The sequence below is a fragment of the Thalassospira lucentensis genome (genome assembly GCF_011806425.1).
Lineage (GTDB): Bacteria > Pseudomonadota > Alphaproteobacteria > Rhodospirillales > Thalassospiraceae > Thalassospira > Thalassospira lucentensis_B.
The window spans coordinates 1-24421 of sequence record NZ_JAATOV010000009.1 but is presented as its reverse complement, the minus strand read 5'-3'; the positions used below and the strand labels follow the sequence as shown (position 1 = coordinate 24421).

General features: G+C 53.3%; 23 protein-coding genes and 1 tRNA gene. 9 read left to right on the top strand and 15 right to left on the bottom strand.

Features of this window, described 5'->3' with window-relative positions; genetic code table 11:
• Positions 1–78: 78 nt before the first annotated feature.
• Positions 79–633, top strand: coding sequence for a cytochrome b (locus tag HCZ99_RS20355; RefSeq protein WP_167448873.1), 555 nt, complete (start codon positions 79–81; stop codon positions 631–633).
• Position 634: 1 nt separating this feature from the next.
• Positions 635–1213 (top strand): YceI family protein, encoded by a 579-nt coding sequence (locus HCZ99_RS20350; protein ID WP_167448872.1) that lies wholly within the window; start codon positions 635–637, stop codon positions 1211–1213.
• 106 nt (positions 1214–1319) lie between these two features.
• On the opposite strand, the gene HCZ99_RS20345 is transcribed toward HCZ99_RS20350, so the two are convergent.
• Together HCZ99_RS20345 and HCZ99_RS20340 are read right to left on the bottom strand one after the other, a co-directional pair.
• Complete coding sequence (locus HCZ99_RS20345; protein ID WP_167448871.1) at positions 1320–3014, bottom strand: methyl-accepting chemotaxis protein; 1695 nt, start codon at positions 3012–3014, stop codon at positions 1320–1322.
• 757 nt (positions 3015–3771) lie between these two features.
• On the bottom strand, positions 3772–4470 hold the full coding sequence (locus tag HCZ99_RS20340; protein ID WP_167448870.1) for an alpha/beta hydrolase: 699 nt from the start codon (positions 4468–4470) through the stop codon (positions 3772–3774).
• Positions 4471–5055: 585 nt separating this feature from the next.
• Between HCZ99_RS20340 and HCZ99_RS20335 the strand changes: the two genes are divergently transcribed.
• Complete coding sequence (locus HCZ99_RS20335; protein WP_167448869.1) at positions 5056–6393, top strand: MATE family efflux transporter; 1338 nt, start codon at positions 5056–5058, stop codon at positions 6391–6393.
• 182 nt (positions 6394–6575) lie between these two features.
• On the opposite strand, the gene HCZ99_RS20330 is transcribed toward HCZ99_RS20335, so the two are convergent.
• Entirely contained in the window at positions 6576–7055 is a 480-nt protein-coding gene (locus HCZ99_RS20330; protein WP_167448868.1) for an Lrp/AsnC family transcriptional regulator, read from the bottom strand.
• Between the two features lie 449 nt (positions 7056–7504).
• Here HCZ99_RS20330 and HCZ99_RS20325 point away from each other — a divergent pair, with 449 nt between their 5' ends.
• Together HCZ99_RS20325 and HCZ99_RS20320 are read left to right on the top strand one after the other, a co-directional pair.
• Positions 7505–8005: a GNAT family N-acetyltransferase gene (locus HCZ99_RS20325; RefSeq protein WP_167448867.1), complete on the top strand. Its 501-nt coding sequence runs from the start codon at positions 7505–7507 to the stop codon at positions 8003–8005.
• A 3-nt stretch (positions 8006–8008) separates the two neighbouring features.
• The gene (locus HCZ99_RS20320; protein ID WP_167448866.1) at positions 8009–8455 is read left to right on the top strand and encodes an Rrf2 family transcriptional regulator; all 447 of its coding nucleotides are present in this window, start codon (positions 8009–8011) and stop codon (positions 8453–8455) included.
• A 110-nt stretch (positions 8456–8565) separates the two neighbouring features.
• Here HCZ99_RS20320 and HCZ99_RS20315 read toward each other — a convergent pair whose 3' ends face one another.
• On the bottom strand, positions 8566–10587 hold the full coding sequence (locus tag HCZ99_RS20315) for a DEAD/DEAH box helicase (protein WP_167448865.1): 2022 nt from the start codon (positions 10585–10587) through the stop codon (positions 8566–8568).
• 211 nt (positions 10588–10798) lie between these two features.
• Here HCZ99_RS20315 and HCZ99_RS20310 point away from each other — a divergent pair, with 211 nt between their 5' ends.
• Together HCZ99_RS20310 and HCZ99_RS20305 are read left to right on the top strand one after the other, a co-directional pair.
• The gene (locus tag HCZ99_RS20310; protein ID WP_167448887.1) at positions 10799–11359 is read left to right on the top strand and encodes a hydrolase; all 561 of its coding nucleotides are present in this window, start codon (positions 10799–10801) and stop codon (positions 11357–11359) included.
• The gene (locus HCZ99_RS20305; RefSeq protein WP_254869790.1) at positions 11356–12162 is read left to right on the top strand and encodes an alpha/beta fold hydrolase; all 807 of its coding nucleotides are present in this window, start codon (positions 11356–11358) and stop codon (positions 12160–12162) included. The genes HCZ99_RS20310 and HCZ99_RS20305 overlap by 4 nt, the downstream gene beginning before the upstream one ends.
• A gap of 12 nt (positions 12163–12174) precedes the next feature.
• Here the strand turns inward: HCZ99_RS20305 and HCZ99_RS20300 are convergent, their stop codons facing one another.
• Together HCZ99_RS20300 and HCZ99_RS20295 are read right to left on the bottom strand one after the other, a co-directional pair.
• Entirely contained in the window at positions 12175–12756 is a 582-nt protein-coding gene (locus HCZ99_RS20300; RefSeq protein ID WP_167448864.1) for a hypothetical protein, read from the bottom strand.
• A gap of 107 nt (positions 12757–12863) precedes the next feature.
• A complete protein-coding gene (locus HCZ99_RS20295) occupies positions 12864–13736 on the bottom strand; it encodes a LysR family transcriptional regulator (protein WP_167448863.1) in 873 nt (290 codons plus the stop codon).
• Positions 13737–13847: 111 nt separating this feature from the next.
• Here HCZ99_RS20295 and HCZ99_RS20290 point away from each other — a divergent pair, with 111 nt between their 5' ends.
• Positions 13848–14249, top strand: a complete 402-nt coding sequence (locus tag HCZ99_RS20290; RefSeq protein WP_167448862.1) for a tautomerase family protein — start codon at positions 13848–13850, stop codon at positions 14247–14249.
• A gap of 102 nt (positions 14250–14351) precedes the next feature.
• On the opposite strand, the gene parE is transcribed toward HCZ99_RS20290, so the two are convergent.
• Positions 14352–16334, bottom strand: a complete 1983-nt coding sequence (gene parE, locus HCZ99_RS20285) for a DNA topoisomerase IV subunit B (protein ID WP_167448861.1) — start codon at positions 16332–16334, stop codon at positions 14352–14354.
• Positions 16335–16629: 295 nt separating this feature from the next.
• On the opposite strand from parE, the gene HCZ99_RS20280 reads away from it, so the two are divergent.
• Positions 16630–17028 (top strand): acyl-CoA thioesterase, encoded by a 399-nt coding sequence (locus tag HCZ99_RS20280; RefSeq protein ID WP_254869789.1) that lies wholly within the window; start codon positions 16630–16632, stop codon positions 17026–17028.
• 144 nt (positions 17029–17172) lie between these two features.
• Here HCZ99_RS20280 and HCZ99_RS20275 read toward each other — a convergent pair whose 3' ends face one another.
• The 8 genes from HCZ99_RS20275 to HCZ99_RS20240 form a co-directional block, all read right to left on the bottom strand.
• Positions 17173–18189, bottom strand: a complete 1017-nt coding sequence (locus HCZ99_RS20275) for a dipeptidase (RefSeq protein WP_167448859.1) — start codon at positions 18187–18189, stop codon at positions 17173–17175.
• Between the two features lie 139 nt (positions 18190–18328).
• On the bottom strand, positions 18329–19093 hold the full coding sequence (locus HCZ99_RS20270) for an ABC transporter ATP-binding protein (protein WP_167448858.1): 765 nt from the start codon (positions 19091–19093) through the stop codon (positions 18329–18331).
• 8 nt (positions 19094–19101) lie between these two features.
• On the bottom strand, positions 19102–19944 hold the full coding sequence (locus tag HCZ99_RS20265) for an ABC transporter ATP-binding protein (RefSeq protein ID WP_167448857.1): 843 nt from the start codon (positions 19942–19944) through the stop codon (positions 19102–19104).
• Between the two features lie 2 nt (positions 19945–19946).
• Entirely contained in the window at positions 19947–20870 is a 924-nt protein-coding gene (gene nikC, locus HCZ99_RS20260) for a nickel transporter permease (protein WP_167448856.1), read from the bottom strand.
• 4 nt (positions 20871–20874) lie between these two features.
• Positions 20875–21942, bottom strand: coding sequence for an ABC transporter permease (locus HCZ99_RS20255; RefSeq protein WP_175581599.1), 1068 nt, complete (start codon positions 21940–21942; stop codon positions 20875–20877).
• A 245-nt stretch (positions 21943–22187) separates the two neighbouring features.
• Positions 22188–23777 (bottom strand): ABC transporter substrate-binding protein, encoded by a 1590-nt coding sequence (locus HCZ99_RS20250; RefSeq protein ID WP_167448855.1) that lies wholly within the window; start codon positions 23775–23777, stop codon positions 22188–22190.
• Positions 23765–24055 (bottom strand): hypothetical protein, encoded by a 291-nt coding sequence (locus HCZ99_RS20245; RefSeq protein WP_167448854.1) that lies wholly within the window; start codon positions 24053–24055, stop codon positions 23765–23767. Before HCZ99_RS20245 ends, HCZ99_RS20250 begins: the two co-directional genes overlap by 13 nt.
• Before the next feature lie 48 nt (positions 24056–24103).
• Positions 24104–24180, bottom strand: a tRNA-Asp gene (locus HCZ99_RS20240).
• Positions 24181–24421 lie beyond the last annotated feature (241 nt).

Here is a 24421-nt window from a genome sequence, read left to right as displayed (position 1 = left end):
ATTACAGCATCGGTGGCAGCGCAAAACGACGATAAAGTTTTGCCTGCCATCTTTTTTATGAATTTAAGGACGACTGCCATGGCGATCAAAAGTCACAAAAACGGATTTGGTTTTGCGACAAAGAGCCTGCACTGGATCATGGCGCTTTTGATGTTGGTCGTGTTTACCATCGGCTGGTACATGGATTTCCTGCCGCTTGGCATGGCAAAGCTTGAATGGATGTCGCGGCATAAATCGCTTGGTGTGACGATCCTTTCATTGGCGATCTTGCGCATTGTCTGGCGGCTGTGCGAACCAACCCCACGGTCGCTTAGCCCGCATAAACTTGAACGGGTGGTGGCAAAACTTGGTCATCTTGCCCTGTATGGGGTGATGATTGCCATGCCGCTTAGCGGTTGGATGATGTCATCGGCGGCCAATTTCCCCGTAAGCGTCTTTGGCCTGTTTACGTTGCCAAACCTTGTGGCACCGGACAAAGAGCTGTTTGAGACCTTGAAAACAGTTCACTGGTTGTTGTCCTGGGCGATTGTGGTTCTTGTTGTTGGCCATATTGGCGCCGCACTTAAACATCATTTCATTGATCGTGACGCAACGTTGCGCCGTATGTTGCCCGGCAAAATTGAGGATAATTGATATGTTTCAGATGACCCGAAAAATCCTGCCTGTTTTGGCAATTTCGACCACCATTGCCGGTTTCTCCGTGGCCGCACAGGCCGCTGACCAGTGGGTTGTGGATGCCAACGACAGCGAAATCGAATTTACCGGTACGCAGCTTGGTGCCGAGTTCGAGGGCGAATTTAAAAACTTTGACGCCAATATCGTCTTTTCGCCAGATGACCTTGCCGGTTCATCGGTTGAGGTTCTGATTGATATTGCATCGGTTGATACCGAGAACGGCGACCGTGACAGCCAAATCGTGTCGTCCGATTGGTTCGATGCGAACCAGTGGCCAAAGGCGACGTTCAAAACCAAATCATTCAAAGAAATTGCCCCGGGCAAATATGAAGCGGTTGCGGATTTGACCATTCGCGATGTGACCCGCGAAGTAACCTTGCCGTTTGATATTGAAATCGAAGGCAACGAAGCCGACGCATCGGGTGCGGTAACCATCAATCGTACCGACTTTGGCATCGGGCAGGGCCAGTGGGCCGATACATCGCAAGTTGGCGATCCGGTCACCATCGAAATCGATATTGAAGCCACGCGGAAATAACGCGATACCGGTTTTAATCGACCAAAAGAAAAGCCGCCCCAGAAATCATCTGGGGCGGCTTTTTTATTAGTTGGTTGGTTCCAGAGAAACTTCTGAGAAGGACGTCTTAGGACGCGTTCTTGCGCAGGTCAGCCAGGAAGTTTTCGACTTCTTCATCAAGTGCCTGAGCTTCGCGGACCAGATGCTCGGCCGAGGTGGCGAGCTGTGTGGTGCCATTGGAAACTTGACCGGCATTCTGATTGACGGTTTCGATCCGCTGGGACACTTCGCTGGTGCCGTCGGCAGCCTGTTGGACGTTGCGCGAAATTTCACCAATCGCGGCATGCTGTTCCTCAACAGCGGCAGCGATGGCGGTTGAGCTATCAGCGACCTTGGCGATGGTTTCAGAAATACGGCGGATGGCATCAACCGCTTCGCCGGTTTCGTTTTGAACCGCAAGGATTTGCTGATTGATTTCCTCGGTCGCTTTGGCGGTCTGGTTGGCAAGGTTTTTAACCTCGCTCGCCACGACGGCGAAGCCTTTGCCGGCATCCCCCGCACGGGCGGCTTCGATGGTTGCGTTCAGTGCCAAAAGGTTGGTTTGTGACGCAATATCGCCGATCAGTTTTGCCACATCACCAATGCGTTGCGCCGCATCGGCAAGGCCGGTGACGGTTTGATTGGTGCGTGCGGCTTCATCGTTTGCCTGATTGGCGATGTCCGCCGATTGTGCGATCTGACTTGCGATTTCATCCGAGGAGGAGGTCAGTTCCTCGGTCGCAGAAGAAACCGTTTGAACGTTGGTCGATGTCTGTGTCGTGGCAGATGCCACGGCAGAGGCCATTTCGCTGTTGGTGTTGGCGGCTTCCTGCATGGTTGAGGTTGCCTGACGCATGTCACCGATGGAGCCCGTGATCGAGTTGATCAGGCCTTTGACGCGCTGTTCGAGGCTGTCGGCCATGGTCAGCACGCCTTTGCGGCGCTCTTGCTCTACCCGGATTTCGCTTTCGCGTTGCTGTTCTTGCAGTTTGCGGTTTTCGTAAGCCTGATCGCGGAAGGCGACGACGGTCATGGCCATTTCGCCGACTTCGTCGTTGCGGTCTTGGCCTTCGATCTCGCCTTCTAGATCGCCACCGGCGATTAAGGTCATGCGGCGCGAAAGTCTGCCAAGACTTGCCGTGATGTCGCGACCAATCCACAGGCCAATTACAACCAATGCAGCAATAATGACGGCACATAACAGGATCATCGTGACGGCTTGATCCCAGAAAATGGCATCGACATCGTCAATATAGATGCCGGTCGAAAGCGTGTCGCCCCATGGAAGCTTGTGTGAAAATGACAGTTTATCTGCTGGTTCGTCTGATCCGGGTTTTGGCCAAAGGAAGCTTGAGAAACCACCACCTGGTTGCTGACTGGCTTTGACCTGTTCACGCACGAATTGGACGCCGTTTGAGTCTTTGGCGGTGGACATTGCTGGGTTGCCAACCAGCTCCGGCGAGACAGGGTGCATCAGGGCGATTGCATCCGGGCTGAGGACAAAGAAATAACCGGTGTCACCGTCAAAGCGAACTTTGGCTGCTTCCGCCATGAAGGTTTTCTTCGCATCTTCCAGGGTCATTTCACCGGCATCAACACGTGCTTGATAGCCGTTTGCCAGCGAAATCATAATCTCGGTCGCGGTTTGCAGCTTGTCCTTACGGTCTTCGAGTAAGACTTCGCGGACACTCATGAGCTGCATGAAGCACAGCAAGGCAAGACCAAGTAAGGCCAGCATCGAAAGACTGGCAATCTTTGGGCCAATTTTGAACTTTTTGAGCATGTGGCGCTCCAGGTTACAGGAAGTTTCTGATGATTGAGATTGAATGAGACTGTGGGAAAGGTGGGAAGGTTTTCTTCGGCGTAAGCGGAAGTTGCTTCTGTTCTTTTGGGAACAGGTGAAGCGTTTGGGAGACGCTTCTTGTGAGATGTTTATTTAGTGGCTTCTAATTAAGGTAAAAGTATATCCTAATATTCGTGATTAGTTATTTTTAATCTACTATTGAGAATATTTAACTATGTAAATCTGTCAATTTAAAATGCGTATTTTTACTGACGGTTTAAAATTTTGAATGAGTAAAAAGAAGGTAATGGTGGCAAAATATCTTGGATTTGGCATGATTTCCGCAGTTTTTACTTTTGAATTCTGCCCGGTTCATTTTTCTAGCATTGATGATCTTGTATAGAGACAGCGAGGGCAGTAAGGCGATTTTTGATGCAAGAGGCCGGTCGATTCCCACCGCATGAAACATGGGATTCTAATGTGGTTGTCGTTTCAATGTGTTGTGCTGTTTTGTGAAATGCGGGTCTTAGGGGGGAGCGCTGGGTGGCGGTGCGGGTGGAGATGAACTGTTCGTTCGATCACAGACCTAAAATGGGAAAATCAGACACCGCGCATTTTCTGATGATGTTTTGAGAAGTTGTGCGAAGTCGGGTTTAACAAAAAACGCCTGACGTCCAAAAGACGACAGGCGTTTTGTTTGGTGAATTCAAATTTGGGACTGTGATGATGCGGTTTACATCATCGTTTGTCCGCTGGGTTATCCCAGATGCTTTTTCAGGAAGTCTGCGGCGTATGTGATGCCGTCTTCGTCAATGCCGTGCTGAAGGCCGGGCCGTTCGTGCAGGGCAACGTCAATGCCGTTCGTCGTCAGAGTTTCCTTGGCCAGACGCGATGCTTCGATCGGGACGACCGGATCATCAACGCCATGGACCAGTACCATTGGCGGACGGGATTTAAGTTCGGCAGCAAAGACATCTTCGCCAAGCAACGCACCAGAGAAACCGATAACACCGGCAATTTGGTCTTTGCGGCGTGGGGCGGTTTGAAACGCCATCATGGTTCCCTGTGAGAAGCCAAGAAGGGCAACGCGATCAGCAGTCAGATCATGCGTTTCCATCAAATGATCGATGAAGTCATCGACGTAGGCCGCACTTTTACGCGCACCTTCGGCCATGGCTTTGAGCGCGCCGGACATGGTTTCGGGCGCACGGCGCAGAAATTCAGGATCGTATTCGGCAAGGCTGAACCACTGGCGACCAAATGGCGACATTTCACAAGGATATGGGGCATTTGGCGAATAAAAGGATGTATCGGGAAGGGCACGCGCCAGATGCGGGGCCAGACCAATCAGGTCGTTGCCATCGGCACCGTAGCCATGGAGAAGGATGACAACGCTTTTGGTGGTGCCAGATGCTGCTGGCAGCATCGGACCGGACAATGATGTTTCGGTGCTCATGATGATTTTCCTGAAGATTTCTTTGTTTCTGCTTAGCAATCCATGGGTTGAACGACCAGCGTTTTTTACGGTGTTGCGGTAGGTTATCCATCAATGTCAGAGAAAGCAGTGGGTTTGCATTTAACCCTGTGGATAAAATTGTGGATCGAACACAGCGCGTAAGACCAATTTCGATTTTATATGCATTTTTGACCGATGATGGTGCGGGTTATATATGCCGAGCTATAGATGATTGATTCTTAATGTTAAAATGCATATTCATCCTGTGAAACAAATTTAAATGAAGAAAAACAATATCTTATAGGTGCTGCTGTGTCGTTGAAACTGTTTGGTTTTTCAAAGGAGATTTGAAATCCACCGAAAATGAAAACGCATCGATACGCGTAAACAGGTAAAAACCCGTCGCAAAATCAACGATGTGGATTTTTTGCATTATTTCAGATTTAAGGCAGTTGTTTGGAAAGCCAGTCTTTTGCGAAAAGCCATTCTGTGCCACAACCGATTACCCGGTCCATCGGGATCGTCAAAGACCACCAAAAGACGATCAAGAGACCAGCCAAATATAAGAAATGATTAGAGGCCCTGATGAACCGCAAGCCCCGCTGGTTTGGCAAGGGGGATCGACGTGTTCTTGCGTTGACCTTGCCGATTATCCTGTCGAACGCGACTGTGCCATTGCTTGGTGCGGTCGATACCGCCGTGGTCGGGCATCTTGATAGCCCGCATTACATCGGGGCGGTCGCGGTCGGGGCGTTGATTTTTTCCTATGTGTTTTGGGGATTTGGCTTTTTGCGCATGGCGACCACGGGGTTGGCAGCGCAGGCCTATGGGCGGCGTGATGCCAATGCGGTGCGCGCGGTTTTTGCCCGTGCGGCGTTTATTGCCATTGTGGCCGGGCTTGCGGTTATGGTGTTGCAATATCCGATTGTTGAAATTGCCATGTCGCTGGTCGCGCCAACCCCGGCGGTCGAGGCGGCAGCACGGGATTATTTTGCGGTCCGCATTTGGGCATCCCCCGCGACATTGATGCAATATTGCATGCTGGGCTGGTTGCTGGCGATGCGTGACAGCCGGGCCGTGTTTATCTTTCAGGTGGTGCTGAATTCTATCAACATCATCCTTGATATCCTGTTTGTGCAGGGATTTGGCTGGGACGTGCGTGGGGTTGCTGGTGCCACGGTGATTGCCGATTATTCCGGCGTGGTTCTGGGCTGGTTTTTAATGCAGCCGCACCTTAAGCGTCTTGGCGGGACGTGGCGCGGGATTGGCATTTTGGACCGTACGCAATTGTCCAAGCTGATGAAAATCAATGGCGACATTTTCATCCGCACCCTTGCGCTGACGTCGGCCTTTGCACTGTTTACCAGTTTTAGTGCGCGGTTTGGCGAAGTGACGTTGGCGGCCAATGCGGTTTTACAAAACTTTTTGATGTTCGGGTCTTTTGCACTCGATGGATTTGCCCATGCGGCAGAAACGCTTGTTGGGCAGGCCTATGGCGCGGAACGGCGCAAGCAATTCTTATGGGCCGTGCGCAAAACAACCATCTGGTCGATGGTATCGGCTGTCGTGCTGTCGGGTGTCTTTTTGCTTTGCGGGCCGTGGATTATCAATGCGCTGACCAGTATTCCCGAAGTGCGTGCGGAATCGTATCAGTACATGATTTGGGCGGTGATGTTGCCGATCAGCGGTGTGCTTGGTTTTCAGTTTGATGGCGTGTTTTTGGGCGCCACGCAGACCAAGCAGTGGCGCAACATGATGTTGCTATCAGTTGCAATTTACGCGGTGTTTGCCTTTTGGGCGGTGCACACCGGCAGCAATCATATGCTGTGGGCAGCGCTGAACGGGTTCATGTTGCTGCGTGGGGTGACCTTGGCCGTTCTGTTCCCGTCAATTATCCCCGGTGAAAAAAGGGGCTGGGCGTAAGGCGGGCTTGGCCGTGACGTAGGCGTATGTTTGGAGCGTGGTTGTCTGGCCGTAAGGCGACGCCACGTTCCCCGGAATGCCGAGCATGGCAAGGATCCCGCATCATCATTCACGCGTGACGTTATGCATGCGTTAGGTCGCTTCGTCGTGCTGCTGGGGATGCCTAAACACGTAGGGCGTGATTAGTCTTTGTCGGAGACAGGCAGGGTGGTGCTGTTTTTGACTTCGTGCAGGGTGAAGCTTGATTTCATGTTGGCGACACCGGGCAGCTTCATCATGACTTCGGACAAGAAGCGCTGATAGGATGCAGGATCTGGCACGATGATGCGCATCATGTAATCCTGATTGCCGACCATGGCGTAACAATCGACGATTTCGTCATGTTGCTGTACGGCGCTTTCAAAGCGGCGCAACGATGGTTCGTCATGTTGGGTCAACGATACGGTGACAAAGACGTTTACACCCAGTTCCAAGTGCGACGGATCAAGCAGGGCGACATATTTACGGATGACGCCGCTTTCTTCGAGCTTGCGCAAGCGCCGCAGGCAGGGCGATACAGACAGGCCAACCTTGTCAGCCAGTTCGACCATCGAAATCCGCCCGTCTTCTTGAATCTCACGAAGAATTTTGCGATCAATTGCGTCGAATCCGTTGCGCGCCATAGCGAGCCACACTCCTTTGGTCGATAAACAGTCGGGCAGGAAGCCATCATTTGGTTATCTGATTGCAGGCGGCAAATCTTGTTATTATTTGCGCAGCCTGTACGTGTTTTCTGCTGCGCGATAAGCCATGACTTCGCGTTTCTGTCAATCCTTCGCTGCGCAAAGCAGATATTTTTCGGTGATTGAACCTGTGAAAATGGCGCGATACAGGCATGCGACGTTTGGGCGAGTTTCGACTTGCACCGTTGGGGGATTGCCGCTATCTCGTTGGGGCACTTACAAGACTTGTCTGACGCAGATTTGTGTGCATGTGCAGCGGAACTTATCATTGCCGTACCCAGTTTGGACAGTGTAGTATAATCGTACCAATTTACTTATTTTGAGTGCGGTTATTTTCTTGCCCGCGGCGGGAAAGGTTGGGATGCCAACCGCAATACTGAAAGGCACATATGGTGGACGCTGCGCAAAACACACCGGGATATAACCTGGTCACGATTGGCGAGCATAAAATCAATATCCGTCCAGCGGTGAAAGATGATTTGCCAAATGTTGTCGATCTTGATGATCGGACAACGGGGTTGCGCAAACCCGAATATTGGGACGATTTGTTTACCCGATATGGCAACCGCAAGGATTCCCGGTTTTTCCTGATTGCAGAAGAAAATGGTACGTTGCTTGGCTGTATTTTCGGCGAAGTGCGGTCGTGGGAATTCAATTCGGTACCATGTGGCTGGGTCGGCACGGTCAGTGTTGAGCCCGATCTGCGGATGGGCGGGATCGGTACGATTTTGTATGACGAAATGTGCCGCTGTTTCCGCAAGGCCGGGGTGACCAAGGTCCGCACCATGATCCCACGCGATGCTACCGATTTGATGTCGTTCTTCCGATCACAGGGGATGATGGCTGGTCCGTTTATCCAGCTTGAAACCGATATGGAAGAGGGGGCCTAAGCCATGATGTCTTTGCAAAAGGCAACCTTGTTTGCCCTGTATGCCGTTTTGGAACTGGCTGAAGATACCGACCGTCAGCTTTCAGCATCGGAAATCGCCGAACGCTATAACATTTCGACCAACCACCTTGCCAAGGTTCTGCGCGATCTGGGTCGTGCGGGACTTGTGGAATCGGTGCGCGGTGCCGGGGGCGGGTATCGTTTTTGTGGCAATGCCAAGCGCACGACCCTTTTGGATGTGGTGCAGCTGTTTGAAGAGGTCGGCACAGGCCCGTCCAACAGCATTGTGCAAGATACCAATGCCGGTGTGGCCTTGTCGCTCGTGATGGATGAAATCGAAGAAATCACCCATGCGACATTGTTGTCGATTACGATTGAAACGATGCTGAAATTGATGCGCAAGCGTCGCCCGGAAAAGCCGTCCTCAACCGGGTTGTTCCGCGCGGTTTAAGATCGGCGCCAAATAATACGGGTTAAGCCCAAGTGGCAAAATCCAGACAAACAAAAAGGCCGTCAGAGTGATCTGACGGCCTTTATTGTATTGGGTTTAACCCGCGTGGCTTAGCTTTCGCTGCTTGCCGGTGCGGATTGATCGGCGTCTGCGCTGTCGCTTGAAGCGGCCTTTGGGGCGGCTTTTTTGCGTGGACGGCGCGGCGCGCGTGGTTTCTTGGCTTCGGCTTTTGGCTTTTCAGCTGTGTCCGTTGCCGTATCCGTGGCTGCATCCTTTGCAGGGGCATCGGCCTGAGGTTTGGTGTCCTGAGGCTTGTCCTGCTGTGCTTCCGCCGGTTTAGCAGCCTGTGCCGGCGTATTGGCCGCCGCGTCATTTGGCGCGGACGGCTCATTGGCCGGTGTGGTATTGGCTGCTGCTTCCGGGGTGGCGGCATCGTCTGCTTTTTTCTTGGCAGGGCGACGCGGGGTTTTTGCCCGGGTGGTTTTGGCCGCGCGCGGCGATTTGGCCGTTGATTTGCGCGTTGACTTGGCTTTTTGCGGCTCGTCATCGCTGTCGCCGGTTTTTCCACGTGCCAAGCTTGAGGCCGGAACCGGGGTCAGCAGGAAGGCCGGAACATGATCGCCAAGACCGAGAACCGGTTTGTCATCGCGGTCATCGCGATCACGGCGGTTGTTGTTACGGTTGTTGCGATCATTGTTGTTACGGTCATGACGATCGTTGCGATGATCATGACGGTCATTGTTGTTGCGCGCATCGCGTTGAGCGGGTGCTGCTTTACGCGTATCGGCCTCTTGGGCCTTGGCCGGTGCAGCGGCTGCCTTGGCAGGGGCGTCTGACTTGGTGTCAGGTTTAGCATCCTGCTTGTTGGCAGCAGGTTTCGCATCCGAACGGTTGTCAGGACGGGCCGAGCGAGACGGCTTGGCATCGCGGGCGGATTTATCATCACGGCCAGCGGGCTTGCGGCTTTTCTTGTTGCGGCGTTTCTTGCCGGTAAAGTCAAGCTCAAGCGTTTCGATGCCTTCGATCTCGGTCAGTGGGATGTCCAGATTGATCGATTTGTTGATCGCCGCGACCAGTTTGCCGTCTTCGGGCACGGCAAGGGTATAGGCCTTGCCCGCACGACCCGCGCGGCCGGTACGACCGGTACGGTGGACGTAATCTTCGGCGTTGAACGGCACGTCAAAGTTAAAGACGTGCGATACATCGGCAACGTCGATCCCGCGGGCGGCAACGTCAGAACAGACCAGAAGGGTGATTTCGCCAGTTTTGAATTTGGCGAGAGTTTCAGTCCGTTCGCTTTGTGCCAAATCGCCATGCATACGCCCGGCATTAAAGCCGTGCTTGGTCAGCGATTTAAACAGGATGTCGACGTCTTTTTTACGGTTACAGAACACGAAAGCATTTTTGACGTCTTCCTGACGGATCAGGTGACGCAGGGCTTCGCGTTTGTCCATGTCGTCAAGCACAAGGAGCTTATGTTCAACCGTGGTCGCCATGGTCGATGGCGGGGAAACGGTGATTTCCTTGGGATTGGACAGGAATTTGTCAGCAAGGCGTTTGATTTCCTTGGGCATGGTCGCCGAGAAGAAAAGCGTCTGACGCTGTTTTGGCAGCATGTTGACGATTTTTTCGATGTCGGGGATGAAGCCCATGTCGAGCATACGGTCGGCTTCGTCAATGACCAGCAATTTGCAATCAGACAGAAGCAGTTTACCGCGTTCAAACGTATCGATCAGGCGTCCTGGCGTCGCGATGATGACATCTGCGCCTTTTTCCAGGATTTTGCCCTGTTCGGATGCGGATTCCCCACCAATGATGAGGGCCTTCGACAGGGACATGTATTTGCCATAGGTGTCGAAGTTTGCTGCAACCTGGGTCGCGAGTTCGCGGGTCGGTTCCAGAATGATGGACCGAGGCATCCGCATGCGCGCACGCCCGTGATGCAGGATATCAAGCATCGGCAAGGTGAAGCTGGCTGTCTTACCCGTACCCGTTTGTGCACAGCCCAGAATATCGCGTGCCATAAGCACCGACGGAATTGCTTGTGCCTGGATGGGTGTCGGGGTGTCGTAGCCGGCGTCTGCGACGGCTTTGAGGATATCTTCGCTCAGACCGAGATCGGCGAAATTCATATGGTTCGTTTTCCCGCAATGAAATGCGTTGAAGTTAAGTAAGTGCTATAAAAGCTGTTTGGGTCGTAAAGCGAAGACCGAATTAAGTCAAGAAAAACGCCTTAAAAAAGCGTCTGGAAACTGATTTCACCCCTGTCGAGAGACTTGTTCGCAACAGTTTGGCGGCGTAACCTGCAAAAATACATAAAGATCAGGGGAGAAAACCGTGCTGATGGATGCCACACGTTCAAGTTTGCTTATCATTGATGTTCAGGAAAAACTTTATCCGGCCTGTCAGGAGCCCGAACAGATCATCGAAAATTGCCGTTTCCTTGTGAAATGCGCCAATCGGCTTGGTGTGCCGGTGATTGTGACTGAACAATATCCCAAGGGACTTGGTCATACCGCGCCGGAAATTCTGGAACTTGTTGAAAAACCGGCTGACGTCGCAGATGGCGGCAACGTGATCGCCAAGGTGGCGTTTTCCGCCGTGCCAGCCGATGGTTTTATCGACAAGATCGAAGAAAATACCGGGCGCGATCAGGTCGTGGTGATTGGCATGGAAACCCATGTCTGCGTGTTGCAAACGGTCATGGAGCTGATTGAGCGCGGGCGCGAGGTTTATGTTGTTTCGGATGCAGTGACATCACGTAGTCAGCACGACAAGATTTTCGGGCTAGAGCGGATACGCGATGCCGGGGCCAAAATCGTCACCCGCGAAAGTGTGATGTTTGAATGGCTGCGCGTTGCTGGCACCCCGGAATTCAAGGAACTGAGCGCGCTGATTAAATGACGACGAAGATATCAGGCTTTGATTTGGCGGGCGGCGGGCAGGCCGATGGTGATCTGGCAATTATGCCGATGCCCGTCGTGTTCCTGCCCGGTATGCTGGCCGATCAGCGGATGTGGCAGCCGACACTTGATGCCTTGGTGGTGTCATCAACGGGCGGAGCCGATACCAACGCTGTGCCGGTGCCACCGATTGAACCGATCTTCTTCGCGCTGTCAGATCACGACAGTGTTGGGGAAATGGCCCAGACGGTCCTTGATCACGCACCCGATCATTTTGCGTTGGTCGGGATGTCGATGGGGGGATATGTCGCGTTTGAAATTCTGCGACGGGCGCCAGAACGCGTCAGTCATCTGATGCTGGTCAATACCCGTGCAACGGCAGATTCCCCCAAAATTCAGCGACGCCGGATGTTGTTGGCGCATCTGGTGGCCGGTTCGATCCCGTTTAAGGGGGTAAATGATGCGATGCTCGATGAATTGTTGCATCCTGATAACCGCCACGACGCAGTTCTGATCGCACTTTTGACCGACATGGCCGAGACAGGCGGGGCGGATGTGTTTAAACGCCAAAGTAAGGCGGTTGCCGAGCGCCCCGATAGTATGGCGGTATTGGCCGATATTACCGTGCCATGCAGCGTGATGGTTGGGGAGGCTGATGGGGTCATAAGCCCGCACAGCCACCGGGAAATGGCCGATGCGATTAAGGATGCATCGTTTACCATTGTTCCCGGTGCGGGGCATTATGTGCCGCTTGAAACGCCAAATGCGTTTGCCAAGGGTTTGATCGCGCTTTTGGCGCGTTAAGCGCAACGCAGATTAGCAGCCCGGCGTGCGGCGCGAACAACTGTCGTGGTCGTTATCGCGGATGTGGCGCGGGAAAAGCTGACGATTGAGGGTGCCGGCACTGTCGACCAGTTGGGGTTGGAACGTGTCCTTGTTGAAATGCGCGCGGGTTTGCGAAATCGCATCATCCCCGACACAGAACCCAAACCGCACGATGATATCGTTGGATGTGCCATCGAGTTTGGCCGATTGCGGCGACGTACAGATATTGTCGCCCATGGTTGATTGGGTCGGATTGACCACGGCAACCAGCCGGTTTTCCGGCTTAAGCGTTTGGCCGTCTGAGATGTCATCAGAATTGGTGATGAACGACAGGCGCGGCGCCGGGGCGTGATCGGACAGGGCATTGGTCCATACCGCGTCGGGCAGGGTGTTGTTGGCATCAACCACGCTAAGCATCATCACCTGACTGGGCGCGCTCGCGACCTTAAAGCTTTGCACTTGGCTGACACTGTAGTTTGGCGGTTCGATCAAGGCAGCCCCACAACCACTTAGCAATGTTAGTGCCCCCAATGCGGCGATAGAAGACAGTTTCAAACGGGTGCGTGTGATCATGGGAGTATGTCCTGTCATGGGGCGAAGTTTAATGATCCAAAGCATGAAACTTTAATGTGAAATTGTTGAGGCAGCTTGTCATTTAACGATGTCGTGTGGCGATGGAGTTAGCTTAAATGGTCGACCAACATGTTGCGCACATCGGAAATATGCGCCGGTTCACCGACGCGAGGTGCGACAAGACGAAATGCGACATCAGGCATCGGCGGAAGGTCGGGCAGGGAATTCAGCGTCACTGCATTTGGCGGAATGGCAGAGGCATTGAGGCAGGTTACCCCCAATCCGGCCTCTACCGCCATGTGCAATCCCCCGATGCCCGATGCGGAATGGGCGATTTCATAAGATGTCCCATGGGATTTCAGCGCCTTTACGATAAAGCGTTGCAACGAGCATGTGTCGGGCAGAACGACAAGCGGTATCGTACCGCCGCCGGGGATTGAGAACGATTTATCGGCGACCCAGACCAAAGGTTCCTGTCGCAGATGGATATGGCGTGACGACTTTGCCGTGGGTGTCGTCGTTGGGTCCAAGATCGTCATGGATAAACCGATGTCGAATTCTTCGGCGGCGGCTTCTTCAATGGCGGCACTTTTGCGGATCGAGACATGCAAATGCAGTTTGGGAAACTGATCGCGCATACGACGCAGCAGAGCGGGCAGCGCAGTTGGTCGGAAATAGTCGGTAATCGCCAAATGCAGATTTCCGGCCAATTGGGCGTTCTGCATGTCGCGAAGCGCCGCGTCACTAAGTGCCAGCAATTCATGGGCGTGACCAACAAGGCGTTCGCCAGCCGGTGTCAGCTTTGCGCCGGTTTTGCCCCGGTCAAATAGGGTGACGCCACACATATCTTCAAGTTTGCGCACCTGTTCGCTGACAGCCGATTGGGATCGGTTCAGGCGCGGGGCCGCAGCCGAGAGACTGCCGGTTTCAGCAATCACGACCAAAGCCCGAAGAAGATCAAGATCGAAAAGACGTGCCATTTTATCCACCTGCTTTTCCGATGGATGATATCATTTATTCCCGCTTTTCCAATAAAAAGATCGGCCTATGATGCGGGGTGAGAGTTGATCACATTCACATAGGAGGCAGACATGCCGGGAATTACACTTATCGTTTCAGGAACGCCAGATGCGGATTTAACCAACCGTCTGATGACAGAGGTTTCAAACCTTACCTGTAAGGTCCTGAAAAAGGAGCTTGAACGCTGTGCGATGATTGTTCAGTACCAGCCAGAGGACCAGTGGTTTATTGCAGGGCAGTCATTGGTGGCGCACGGCAAAAAGGCATTTCGTCTGGAAGTTACGATTACCGATGAAACAAATACCAAGGCGGAAAAGGCCGAATATCACCGACAAGCGTTTGCCTTGCTTGAGGGCATTATCGGGAACCTTCATCCGCACGCCAACATCCATATCGTTGACTGTCGTGCATCGGCTTATGGCTATGCCGGGATCACGCAGGAAGAGTACAATTTCCGCAGACTGAATGCTTAGGCGCATTGGAGAACATTGGCTTTGCGCGATGTTTGGTTGGATTAAAAACGTAAAAAACCCGGCACATTGGCCGGGTTTTTTGTTGGTTTGGTTTGACCGAGATCAGACGTCGATGTCTTCGACGAAGCGGGCATGTTCTTGAATGAACTGGAAACGCAGTTCCGGTTTTTTACCCATCAGGCGATTAACAAGATCCTTGGTTTGGCCTTGTTCATCGGGAAGGGCTGCATCGGGCAGCGTTACGCGCAGCAATGTGCGTTTTTTCGGCGCCATCGTGGTTTCACGAAGCTGCTGCGGGGGCATTTCACCCAGACCCTTAAATCGGGAAATCTCGACCTTGGCGGGGTTTTTGAATTCGCCATGCAAGATGACTTCTTTTTCGGCGTCATCCATCGCATAGATCGATTTACCACCCTGCGTCAGGCGATAAAGCGGCGGCATGGCAAGATACAAATGACCGCTTTCGATGAGGCCTGGCATTTCCTGATAGAAGAAAGTCATCAGAAGGGATGCGATATGCGCGCCATCGACGTCAGCATCGGTCATGATGATGACGCGTTCATAACGCAAATCACCCAGACGGAAATCTTTGCCAGAACCGCAGCCAAAGGCTTCGATCATGTCTTTGATTTCCTGGTTGGCCATCATCTTTTCATAGGTTGCCGAGGCCACGTTGAGGATTTTACCCCGCAGCGGCAAGACAGCCTGAGTTTCACGGTCGCGTGCCTGTTTGGCGGAACCACCTGCCGAGTCACCCTCCACCAAGAAGATTTCGGTACCGGCCGCGATGGAACGCGAACAGTCAGACAGTTTGCCCGGAAGACGCAGACGGCGGGTGGCCGACTGACGTTTGGTTTCCTTTTTCTCCTTGCGGCGCTGACGTTCTTCGGCGCGCAGGATGATGTTTTCAAGCAGCTTTTTGGCGTTTTCGGTATCGCCGGTCAGCCAGTGGTCAAAATGGTCACGGACCGCCGTTTCAACCAGTTTGGTTGCCGACTGGGTGCCGAGTTTTTCCTTGGTCTGACCTTGGAATTGAGGATCCGGCAGGAAGACCGACAGCATGATGCAGCCGCCACCAAAGACGTCTTCGGCGGTGATGGATGATGCTTTTTTCTGACCGACCATGTCGCCATAGGCCTTGATTGCCTTGGTCAGGGCGTAGCGGAAACCAGCTTCGTGCGTCCCACCGAGCGGGGTCGGGACGGTGTTACAGTAAGAATGGAAATAACCTTCGCCGGTTTCAGGCCAGCCAATGGCCCATTCCACACGTCCTGCACTTTCCGAAAACTTGGCTTCGCCGGCAAACGGGCGTTCGGTGACAAGCTCGCGCCCTTTGAGGGTCATTTCAAGATAATCAAGAATCCCGTTGGGGAATTTCAGGACTTCTTGTTGCGGGGTGGGATCATCGCTGGTCAAAAGCGACGGATCAACCGACCAGCGGATTTCAACACCCTTGTACAAATAGGCCTTTGAGCGGGCCATGCGGAAAATTGTCGCGGGCTTAAGTTTTAAGCGCGCGCCAAAAATTTCCGGATCCGGGCGGAAAATAACCGTGGTGCCGCGACGGTTGTTTACCGTGCCGCCATCTTGCAATGGCCCCAGCGGGACACCCTTGGAATATTCTTGAAACACCAGTTTGCGATCACGCGCCACTTCGACCCGGAACATGTCCGTCAGCGCATTCACAACAGACATACCCACACCGTGCAAACCGCCCGATGTTTCATATGCCTTGCCCGAGAATTTACCCCCGGAGTGCAGCGTGGTCAGGATGACTTCAAGTGCGGATTTTTCTGGGAACTTCGGATGCGGGTCAGTTGGAATACCGCGCCCGTTATCGCGGACAAGAACGGTGTTGTCCGTTTTAAGTTCCAGTTCGATCCAGTCAGCATGGCCTGCAACCGCTTCGTCCATGGAGTTATCGAGAATCTCTGCCACCAGATGGTGCAAGGCGGCATCATCCGTGCCACCGATATACATACCAGGGCGGCGTCGAACGGGCTCTAGCCCCTCGAGAACTTCGATATCCTTGGCGGAATAGGCGTTGTCTGTTGACTGGTTTGAATCTTCAAATAGGTCGGTCATGTCCCCGGAACGCACTTCTTTATTGTGTTAAAACAAGGCTCAACAACGCATATCGTCTATATGATATTGTAAGGTTGGATACCTCGGCGCTAAACGAGTACCATATGTCGGTTCGTCCGGCCCATAAAAATGTGTTTTTAAGTCCAATGCAAGCGGTGGTCTTTAATATAGACCAGAATTTCGTCGGTATGGCATAGAAAACCGTGACCGGGAGGTCCAATAAAAAATTTGGTGCCCTATATGAAGCACCGGAGTAGGAGTGAGCCATATGCCAACAGATAGCGATAACACACAAATGTCTGACAATAAGATGCCACGCGGTGATTTGTGCACCCGGACCTTAGCAATGCCTGCTGACACCAACCCAAGCGGGGATGTTTTTGGCGGCTGGCTGATGTCGCAAATGGATATTGCCGGCGGCGTTTTGGCCAGCCAAATCGCCGAGGGGCGCATTGCCACGGTTGCCGTTGATGGGATGACGTTTCTTCGACCGGTCTATGTTGGCGATACGGTTTGCGTCTATGGCGATATCGAACGCATTGGCACGACATCCATTGTGCTGCATCTCGAAGCGTGGGTGCTGCGACGCAACCAGCCGCCCCGCATCAAGGTCACCGAAGCCACCTTTACCTTTGTCGCCATCGATGCCGAAGGCCGCCCGCGTCCGGTGCGTAAGGATGAAGTGGCGGTTTAAGGGCCGAGCTTTGCCAGATTGGCGGTAAGTTTCCGCCCCTGATGACATAAAACCCGGCAATGCAGCCCCAAGCCCAGACACCCATTTGGTTGTCTTATGGGTTTGGGGTGCATTTGTCGGGGGTTTTCGTAAGTTTTCTCGGCGTTACCAGCTTTGCTTTGCCACGCGGATGAAGTTTTCACCCATGATTTTATCGACATCATCGGTCGAATAGCCGATGGCGATCAGGCCGTCGGCAAGGGCGGGCAGTTTGCGTGGGTCAAACACCGCCGCACCGCCTGCACCGGGGCCATAGCCGCTGGTGACGGGCCAGTAATGGGCGCGGTTGACACCATCGGGGAAATCATCACAACCGGCAACCGATGGCATGGTATCAAGACCGATGCCGACATGGTCGACACCGACCAGTTTCACCGCATAATCGATATGTTTGACCATGTCGGGGACTTCGGGGGCGTTTGGCGATTTGATGAAGCGCTGGAAACCGCAAATGCCGATGACTCCGCCAGTCTCGGCGCAGGCTTTGATTTGTTGGTCATCAACGCAGCGTTCATGCCCGCCAAGGGCCTTTGGGTTGGCGTGGCTAAACACGACCGGTTTGGTCGATGCTGCCATGATATCAAGGCTGCTTTGGCGGCCGGTGTGCGAGCAATCCATGATCATGCCACTGGCATTGACCGATTTGACCATTTCGCGGCCAAGGTCGGTCAGGGGCATATCGACATCATGACAGCCCCCCGCGACCGAATTATTGCGGTTATAGGCAAAATGGATTTGTTTGACGCCAAGCTTGGCAAAGACCGGGACCATTTCGGGCATGTCTTGCAGCATGACCGATCCTTCAAGATCAAAACCAACGCCGAGCAAGCCCTTTGATTTGGCAATGGCAAGATCATCGAACTTTTCGATCTGCATATACTTGTCAGGGTGGGCAGCGATTTTGGCCCGGAAGGCGGCAATAACGCGCAAGATGTGCGGGACAGAATTCATATCCATGCCGACATTCACACAGACATAATCGATATTGCCGGCAACATAATCGTCCAACAGATCGATTGGTGTTTTGGTATCGAGCGGCAGACAGGCATGCGCATCCCAGGTAAAGCTGGGGCGATAGGTGCCATCGGTGGTGTTTTGTGGGGCGGTGGTGGCGATGTTCATGGCAAGCGTATCCTATTTCATGCTGTCGGGGCGGGCGGGTGCCGTGTGCTGGGCGCAGCGCTGGTACGCGGCTTAGGCAGGCTGGCCAGACGGTGAGACGTTATCAATCATTGTCCCACGGCGTCTGGCCGTATTGCCTTTAATCCCAATCGACAAAGGTATCGACAACGGCGCGGTCATAGCCGCCAGCGGCCTTATAAAGCTGCTGGGAGTAGGGGTGTTCAAGCGTACCTTCGGCAAGCTGTTCGGCGGTGGCACGTTCAACAATGCGGCCATGGTTCATGATGGCAATATCGTCGCACATATGCGCCACCACAGCCAGATCGTGACTGACCATGATATAGGTCAGGCCCAGATCACGGCGCAAGCGACCCAGAAGATTAAGGACCTCGGCCTGAATGGAGACATCAAGTGCGGATGTCGGTTCATCGAGCAGAAGGACCTTGGGTTCGAGAATAAGCGCACGCGCAATCGCAACACGTTGGCGCTGCCCCCCAGAAAGCTGATGGGGGTAGCGGAAACGAAACGCGTTATCGAGGCCAACTTGTTTAAGGGCCTCAACCACGCGGGCATCGGAATTGCCAAGGCCGTGAATATTAACCGGCTCGGTCAGGATGCGGTCAATGGTGTGACGCGGATGCAGCGATCCGAAGGGGTCCTGAAACACCATTTGAACAAGGCGATAGAAATCCTTGTCGCGTTTGGGGCCAAGTTGGTTGCCCTTGACCGTAATCGTGCCTTCCCAGTCATCGACAAGGCCGGTGATGGTGCGAAGGACGGTCGATTTACCCGACCCGGATTCGCCCACAAGACCAAATGATCCGTTTTCGGGCACGGAAATATCAACATCCTTCAGGACGTGATTGTCATCGAACCAGGCGTTGAGTTTTGAAATCTCGATCATGGTGTTTGTTATCCTTCTGCCCAGCTTGCTTCGCGTTCAAGGATCGGCAGATCATCATGATTGCCATTCATTTTCGGCAAGCAGTTCAAAAGGCCCTTGGTGTAGGGGTGTTTGGCATTGTGTAGTTCGGATGCACGCAGTTCTTCAACAACGAGGCCCTGATACATCACCAACACCCGGTCGCAGAAGCTTGAGACCAGATGCAAATCGTGGCTGATGAAAATCAAGGCCATGCCGCGATCGCGCACCAAGTCATCCAAAATCGCCATGACTTGAAGCTGAACCGTGACATCAAGGGCCGATGTCGGTTCATCCGCAATGATCAATTCAGGATCAGGGATCAGCATCATGGCGATCATGACACGTTGCCCCATGCCGCCCGAGACTTCGTGCGGGTAAGAGTCAAAGACGCGCTGCGGATCACGGATTTTGACGGCTTCGAGCATCTCAATCGCGCGATGGCGGGCTTCTTTGGTGTTTACTTTGTGGTGCTCGCGGTAGGCTTCGATGATTTGATTGCCGATGGTCATGACAGGATTAAGCGAATATTTCGGGTCCTGCATGATCATGGAAATACGCGCCCCGCGGACCTTACGCCATTGTTTGGGCGTAAGGTTGGCAAGGTCAACATCGTGGAACTTCATTTTCGATGCACTGATCGAACCGTTGGCCGCCGTCAGGCCCAGAATGGCGCGCCCGGTCTGGGATTTACCAGAACCGGATTCGCCGACAATACCAAGACGTTCGCGGCCAAGGTCAAAGGATACACCGCGCACGGCATGGACTTTGCCCTTTGGGGTGTTGAAGGTGACTTCAAGGTCCTGAACGGTCAGAAGGGTTTCGGTGGTCATGATCAATCCCCTCCGCGTGGATCAAGAACATCGCGCAGGCCATCACCCAAAAGGTTGAAGCCCAAGCTGACGATAAAGATGGCAAAGCCCGGCACCGTCGCAACCCACCACTGTTCAAGCAGGAACTGACGTCCATCGGACACCATTGCACCCCATTCGGGCGTCGGTGGCTGTGCACCAAGACCAAGGAAGCCAAGACCCGCAGCAATCAGGATCATGCCTGCCATATCAAGGGTGACACGCACGACAAGCGAACTCATGCACATGGGCATGATATGGCCGATGATCAGGCCAAGGTTCGATGTGCCCTGAAGACGGGCGGCTTCGATGAAGTCGGATTTGCGCACGGTGATGGTTTCTGCACGGGCAATACGTGCATAAGGCGGCCATGCGGTGATCGCGATGGCAAGAATGGCGTTTTCAAGTCCCGGTCCAAGCGCTGAGACAAAGGCCAGTGCCAAAATCAGTTTCGGGAATGCCAAGAAGATGTCGGTGATGCGCATGAGAACGCCATCCACCCATCCACCAAAGAACCCGGCAGCGGTTCCGATCAGAAGGCCGACAGGGGCGGCGGTGATGGCAACAAGGCCAACAATCATCAAGGTATATTGTGCGCCGTAAATCAGACGCGACAAAATATCGCGGCCTAACTGATCGGTGCCAAACCAATGTTCTGCCCCCGGGGGCTGAATACGGTTGGCAAGGTCGGCGGCCAATGGATCATAAGGGGCCAGCAGGGGGGCGAAAATGGTGACAAGGATCAGGCCAACGACGACTGACAGCCCGATCATGGCCAGTTTGTTTTCGGAAAACTTGATCCAGCCCAGCCACGCGCGGCCACATTGTGCCTGCCAGCGTGATTGTGGGGTGTCGGACGTTAGCCACTGTTTCAGGCCCGGCTTTGCGGTGGAGATTTGTGTGGTCATGGTGTTATCTCCGTGCCCGTGGGTCGAGGAAGCGATACAGCAGGTCGGACAGCATGTTCACACTGATAAAGACAGCGCCGACAACGACCGTGCCACCGAGAACCGCATTCATATCGGCATTGAGCAATGAATTGGTGATGTAAAGGCCAAGCCCCGGCCAAGCGAAGATGATCTCGGTTAGAACCGATCCTTCCAGCAGGTTGGCGTAGGACAGCGCAATCACCGTCACCAGTGGGACCATGACGTTGCCCAGTGCGTGGCGCCAGATGATGCGGTGTTCTGAAATCCCTTTAACCCGTGCGGTCAGGATGTATTCCTGACTGAGCTGTTCAAGCATGAAAGAACGGGTCATGCGCGCAATATAGGCCAGCGAGAAATAAGCAAGGATCGAGGCGGGCAGAATGATGTGCGATACCGCATTCCAAAACAGGTCCATGTCGCCTTCGATCAGGGTATCAACCAGCATCAGGCCCGTGGTCGGTTCGATGAAATCGACATAGAACGCATCAAGGCGCCCCGGTCCTGCGACCCAATCAAGCTTCATGTAAAAGACCAAAAGCCCCATCAAGCCGAGCCAGAAAATCGGCATCGAATACCCGGCAAGGCCAATCACACGGACAACATGGTCCGGCCATTTGCCTTTGTTGATCGCGGCAAACACGCCAGCCGGGATACCCAGGATCACACCGATAAGAGTGGCAATGGTTGCCAGTTCAAGGGTGGCGGGGAAAACGCGTTTGATGTCTTCAAGAACCGGGTTCGATGTCAGAACAGACGTACCGAAATCACCGGTCAGGACATTGGAGATGTAAATAAAGAACTGCTGCCAAAGCGGCAGGTTAAGCCCCATTTCTTCGCGGACACGATCATAGGTGCTTTGCGATGCGTGGTCACCGACAGCGGCCAAAACCGGATCGATAGGAAGAACGCGGCCAATCAAAAATGTGACCAGAAGCAGACCAAAAAATGTGATGGCCAGCGAAAAGACAACGCGCAGGATGCTGCCTGTCTTGCCGGAAAAAAGACCAGCGCGTCTGCGCCCGTCTCGATGTTTGCGTGTAACAGCGGACATTACGACCGTTGTCTCCTTAGTGCATAAAGCGTCATGCGACGCGGTTTATTTGTGTTGGGCGTATCGGTTGGCAGCGAAACAGGCGCAAGGGATATGTCGCAGAGCGGTTCTGGTTTGCCGTTTTGCGGATTAAAAAGCAAAGCGACCGCCGCTGAGAAGAACGCATGCGCGTGTTACGTTGCCATTCGAAATTTGCCGGACACACAGAGGTGCCCGGCAAAAAATCAAATCGAACGAAACTGACCTTAGTCCTTGGTCACATAACGATAATAGTTGTTATCGAATGACGGGCCGAGGACGAAGTTGTTTACGTTTTTACGCATGGACGCGATTTCAGTTTCCTGGAACATGATCACGAACGGACCGCTTTCCAGAACTTTTTTCTGAAGGTCGACATACATTGCCGCACGTTTCGCATCATCGCGTTCGAGGGTCGCGGCATCGACTTCGGCAGTCATGCCTTTCGGATCCCAAGAGTTACGCCATGCAAGCGGTTTTGCTGTCGCATCGTCGGAGTTGTCCGGGTTCCATGCAAAGGTCGATGCATTGGTGTGCGGATCCTGATAATCCGGGCCCCAGCGACCGATATAGATATCGTGCTGACGAGCACGGTATTTGGTCAGGGTCTGTTTGTTGTCGCCCGGAATGATTTCCAGGTTGATGCCGGCCAGGGACCAGGTTGCCTGGATCGACTGTGCCATTGCCATGACTGCGGTGGTGTTACGCGTGTCCATGGTAACGGTGAAGCCATCCGGAAGGCCTGCTTCGGCCAGAAGTTCCTTAGCTTTTTCGACGTTCAAGCTGTAAGGGTTTTCGTTATAAGCGCCAAGGAAGCCTTCAGGCAGGAATGCCTGATGAACCTGGGAGCGACCCGCAAGGATGGTTTCAGAAATGCCTTTGTAATCGACAAGGTATTTCAGAGCTTCGCGGACTTTTGGTTTGGACAGGTATTCGTTTTTCTGGGACAGACCAAGATACCAAAGGGCACCTTTGCCTTTCGCCATGATTTTGATGTCGTCGTCACCCTTGATGGAGGCCAACTGGTCGGCTTCAAGGTTACGCGCGATGTCAATATCGCCTTTTTCCAAAAGCAGCTGCTGAGAAGCGGCTTCTTTGACGTTACGGATAATGACGCGCTTCATTTCTGGCGCACCATCCCAGTAATCTTCATTGGCTTTCAGGCTGAGGCTTTGTCCGGCAACCCATTTGTTCAGTTCGAACGGACCAGAACCAGCATAGTTGGTTTTCATCCAGTTGCTTCCGAGGTCACCATCTTCCTCGTGCGCAAGAACTTCTTCTTTGTCGACAACAGAGCCGACACCAGAGGTCAGGCAATAGAGCACGAAGCTTGGTGCGTATGGTTTGTCGACTTCCATAACCAGCGTTGAATCGTCGACTGCACGGATTTTTTCTTTGACGTTTTCTGGCGTCAGGCCGAACTGGCCAAGAATAAACGCAGGCGAACCATCAAGCAGAATGACGCGCTGGAGCGAGAAGGCTGCGTCTTCGGCGGTCAGGTCATTGCCCGACGCGAACTTGATGCCGTCGCGGATTTTAAAGGTATATGTTTTGCCGTCTTCTGAGACATCCCAGCTTTCAGCGATGACGCCGTAAATTTTCGACACATCATCATTGTCGAAACCGATAAGGCGGTCATAGGTGTTACCTGCGTATTCGAGACCCGAGAACTCAAACATTCCAGCCGGGTCAAGGGTAATAAGGTCGTCAATGGCGTTGGCCATAACAAGCACATTTTTCGGCGTTTCAGCCTGTGCTGCCAATGGCGTCGTCGCGAGGGCGGTCCCCATGACCAGCCCAGCAATTAATTTGCGCATGATGCGCCTCCCGTTTTGTTGTTGTGGGACTGCAGGCCTAGGGCGACAGCGTTTTTGAGGTCACCATATTGGTAACGCCAGAATATCCGCGCACCCATGATCGTGGGGCGGCCTGCAATTGAAGCTTCGTTAATCGAGGCGCAAAGCTGACCATAAATTATACGATTAATCAATGACCAGATGGGGCGAATTGCTTCATTTTCGCGCAATGTCGGTGCGGGCAGGAAGGGTGTTCGCGCAAGGGTTGCAGAAACCGTCTCGATCTGGAATTTGGACACAAAAAAAGCCGCCTTTGAAGGGCGACTTTGTCCACTCTTGAAAAAGAGTGGCGCGAGTGACGAGACTTGAACTCGCGGCCTCCGGCGTGACAGGCCGGCGCTCTAACCAACTGAGCTACACCCGCGCGGTGTGTGGCGCGGTTTATATAAATAGAGCCTTCTGCTGGCAAGTGTTTTTTGCGCAAATTTTAAAGAAAAATAGCGACGGCGATTTTGCTGTGGGGAAGGGATGAAAATCGACCAAAAAACAAAAAAGCACCTGCGGTAAAAACCGAGGTGCTTTTTTGTTTCATTCCCATTGGGAGGGAATGGCGCGAGTGACGAGACTTGAACTCGCGGCCTCCGGCGTGACAGGCCGGCGCTCTA

Coding starts and splice junctions, on each gene's coding strand:
- HCZ99_RS20355 (WP_167448873.1), top strand. CDS start 79: ATGGCGATCAAAAGTCACAAAAACGGATTTGGTTTTGCGACAAAGAGC.
- HCZ99_RS20350 (WP_167448872.1), top strand. CDS start 635: ATGTTTCAGATGACCCGAAAAATCCTGCCTGTTTTGGCAATTTCGACC.
- HCZ99_RS20345 (WP_167448871.1), bottom strand. CDS start 3,014: ATGCTCAAAAAGTTCAAAATTGGCCCAAAGATTGCCAGTCTTTCGATG.
- HCZ99_RS20340 (WP_167448870.1), bottom strand. CDS start 4,470: ATGAGCACCGAAACATCATTGTCCGGTCCGATGCTGCCAGCAGCATCT.
- HCZ99_RS20335 (WP_167448869.1), top strand. CDS start 5,056: ATGAACCGCAAGCCCCGCTGGTTTGGCAAGGGGGATCGACGTGTTCTT.
- HCZ99_RS20330 (WP_167448868.1), bottom strand. CDS start 7,055: ATGGCGCGCAACGGATTCGACGCAATTGATCGCAAAATTCTTCGTGAG.
- HCZ99_RS20325 (WP_167448867.1), top strand. CDS start 7,505: ATGGTGGACGCTGCGCAAAACACACCGGGATATAACCTGGTCACGATT.
- HCZ99_RS20320 (WP_167448866.1), top strand. CDS start 8,009: ATGATGTCTTTGCAAAAGGCAACCTTGTTTGCCCTGTATGCCGTTTTG.
- HCZ99_RS20315 (WP_167448865.1), bottom strand. CDS start 10,587: ATGAATTTCGCCGATCTCGGTCTGAGCGAAGATATCCTCAAAGCCGTC.
- HCZ99_RS20310 (WP_167448887.1), top strand. CDS start 10,799: ATGGATGCCACACGTTCAAGTTTGCTTATCATTGATGTTCAGGAAAAA.
- HCZ99_RS20305 (WP_254869790.1), top strand. CDS start 11,356: ATGACGACGAAGATATCAGGCTTTGATTTGGCGGGCGGCGGGCAGGCC.
- HCZ99_RS20300 (WP_167448864.1), bottom strand. CDS start 12,756: ATGATCACACGCACCCGTTTGAAACTGTCTTCTATCGCCGCATTGGGG.
- HCZ99_RS20295 (WP_167448863.1), bottom strand. CDS start 13,736: ATGGCACGTCTTTTCGATCTTGATCTTCTTCGGGCTTTGGTCGTGATT.
- HCZ99_RS20290 (WP_167448862.1), top strand. CDS start 13,848: ATGCCGGGAATTACACTTATCGTTTCAGGAACGCCAGATGCGGATTTA.
- parE (WP_167448861.1), bottom strand. CDS start 16,334: ATGACCGACCTATTTGAAGATTCAAACCAGTCAACAGACAACGCCTAT.
- HCZ99_RS20280 (WP_254869789.1), top strand. CDS start 16,630: ATGTCTGACAATAAGATGCCACGCGGTGATTTGTGCACCCGGACCTTA.
- HCZ99_RS20275 (WP_167448859.1), bottom strand. CDS start 18,189: ATGAACATCGCCACCACCGCCCCACAAAACACCACCGATGGCACCTAT.
- HCZ99_RS20270 (WP_167448858.1), bottom strand. CDS start 19,093: ATGATCGAGATTTCAAAACTCAACGCCTGGTTCGATGACAATCACGTC.
- HCZ99_RS20265 (WP_167448857.1), bottom strand. CDS start 19,944: ATGACCACCGAAACCCTTCTGACCGTTCAGGACCTTGAAGTCACCTTC.
- nikC (WP_167448856.1), bottom strand. CDS start 20,870: ATGACCACACAAATCTCCACCGCAAAGCCGGGCCTGAAACAGTGGCTA.
- HCZ99_RS20255 (WP_175581599.1), bottom strand. CDS start 21,942: ATGTCCGCTGTTACACGCAAACATCGAGACGGGCGCAGACGCGCTGGT.
- HCZ99_RS20250 (WP_167448855.1), bottom strand. CDS start 23,777: ATGCGCAAATTAATTGCTGGGCTGGTCATGGGGACCGCCCTCGCGACG.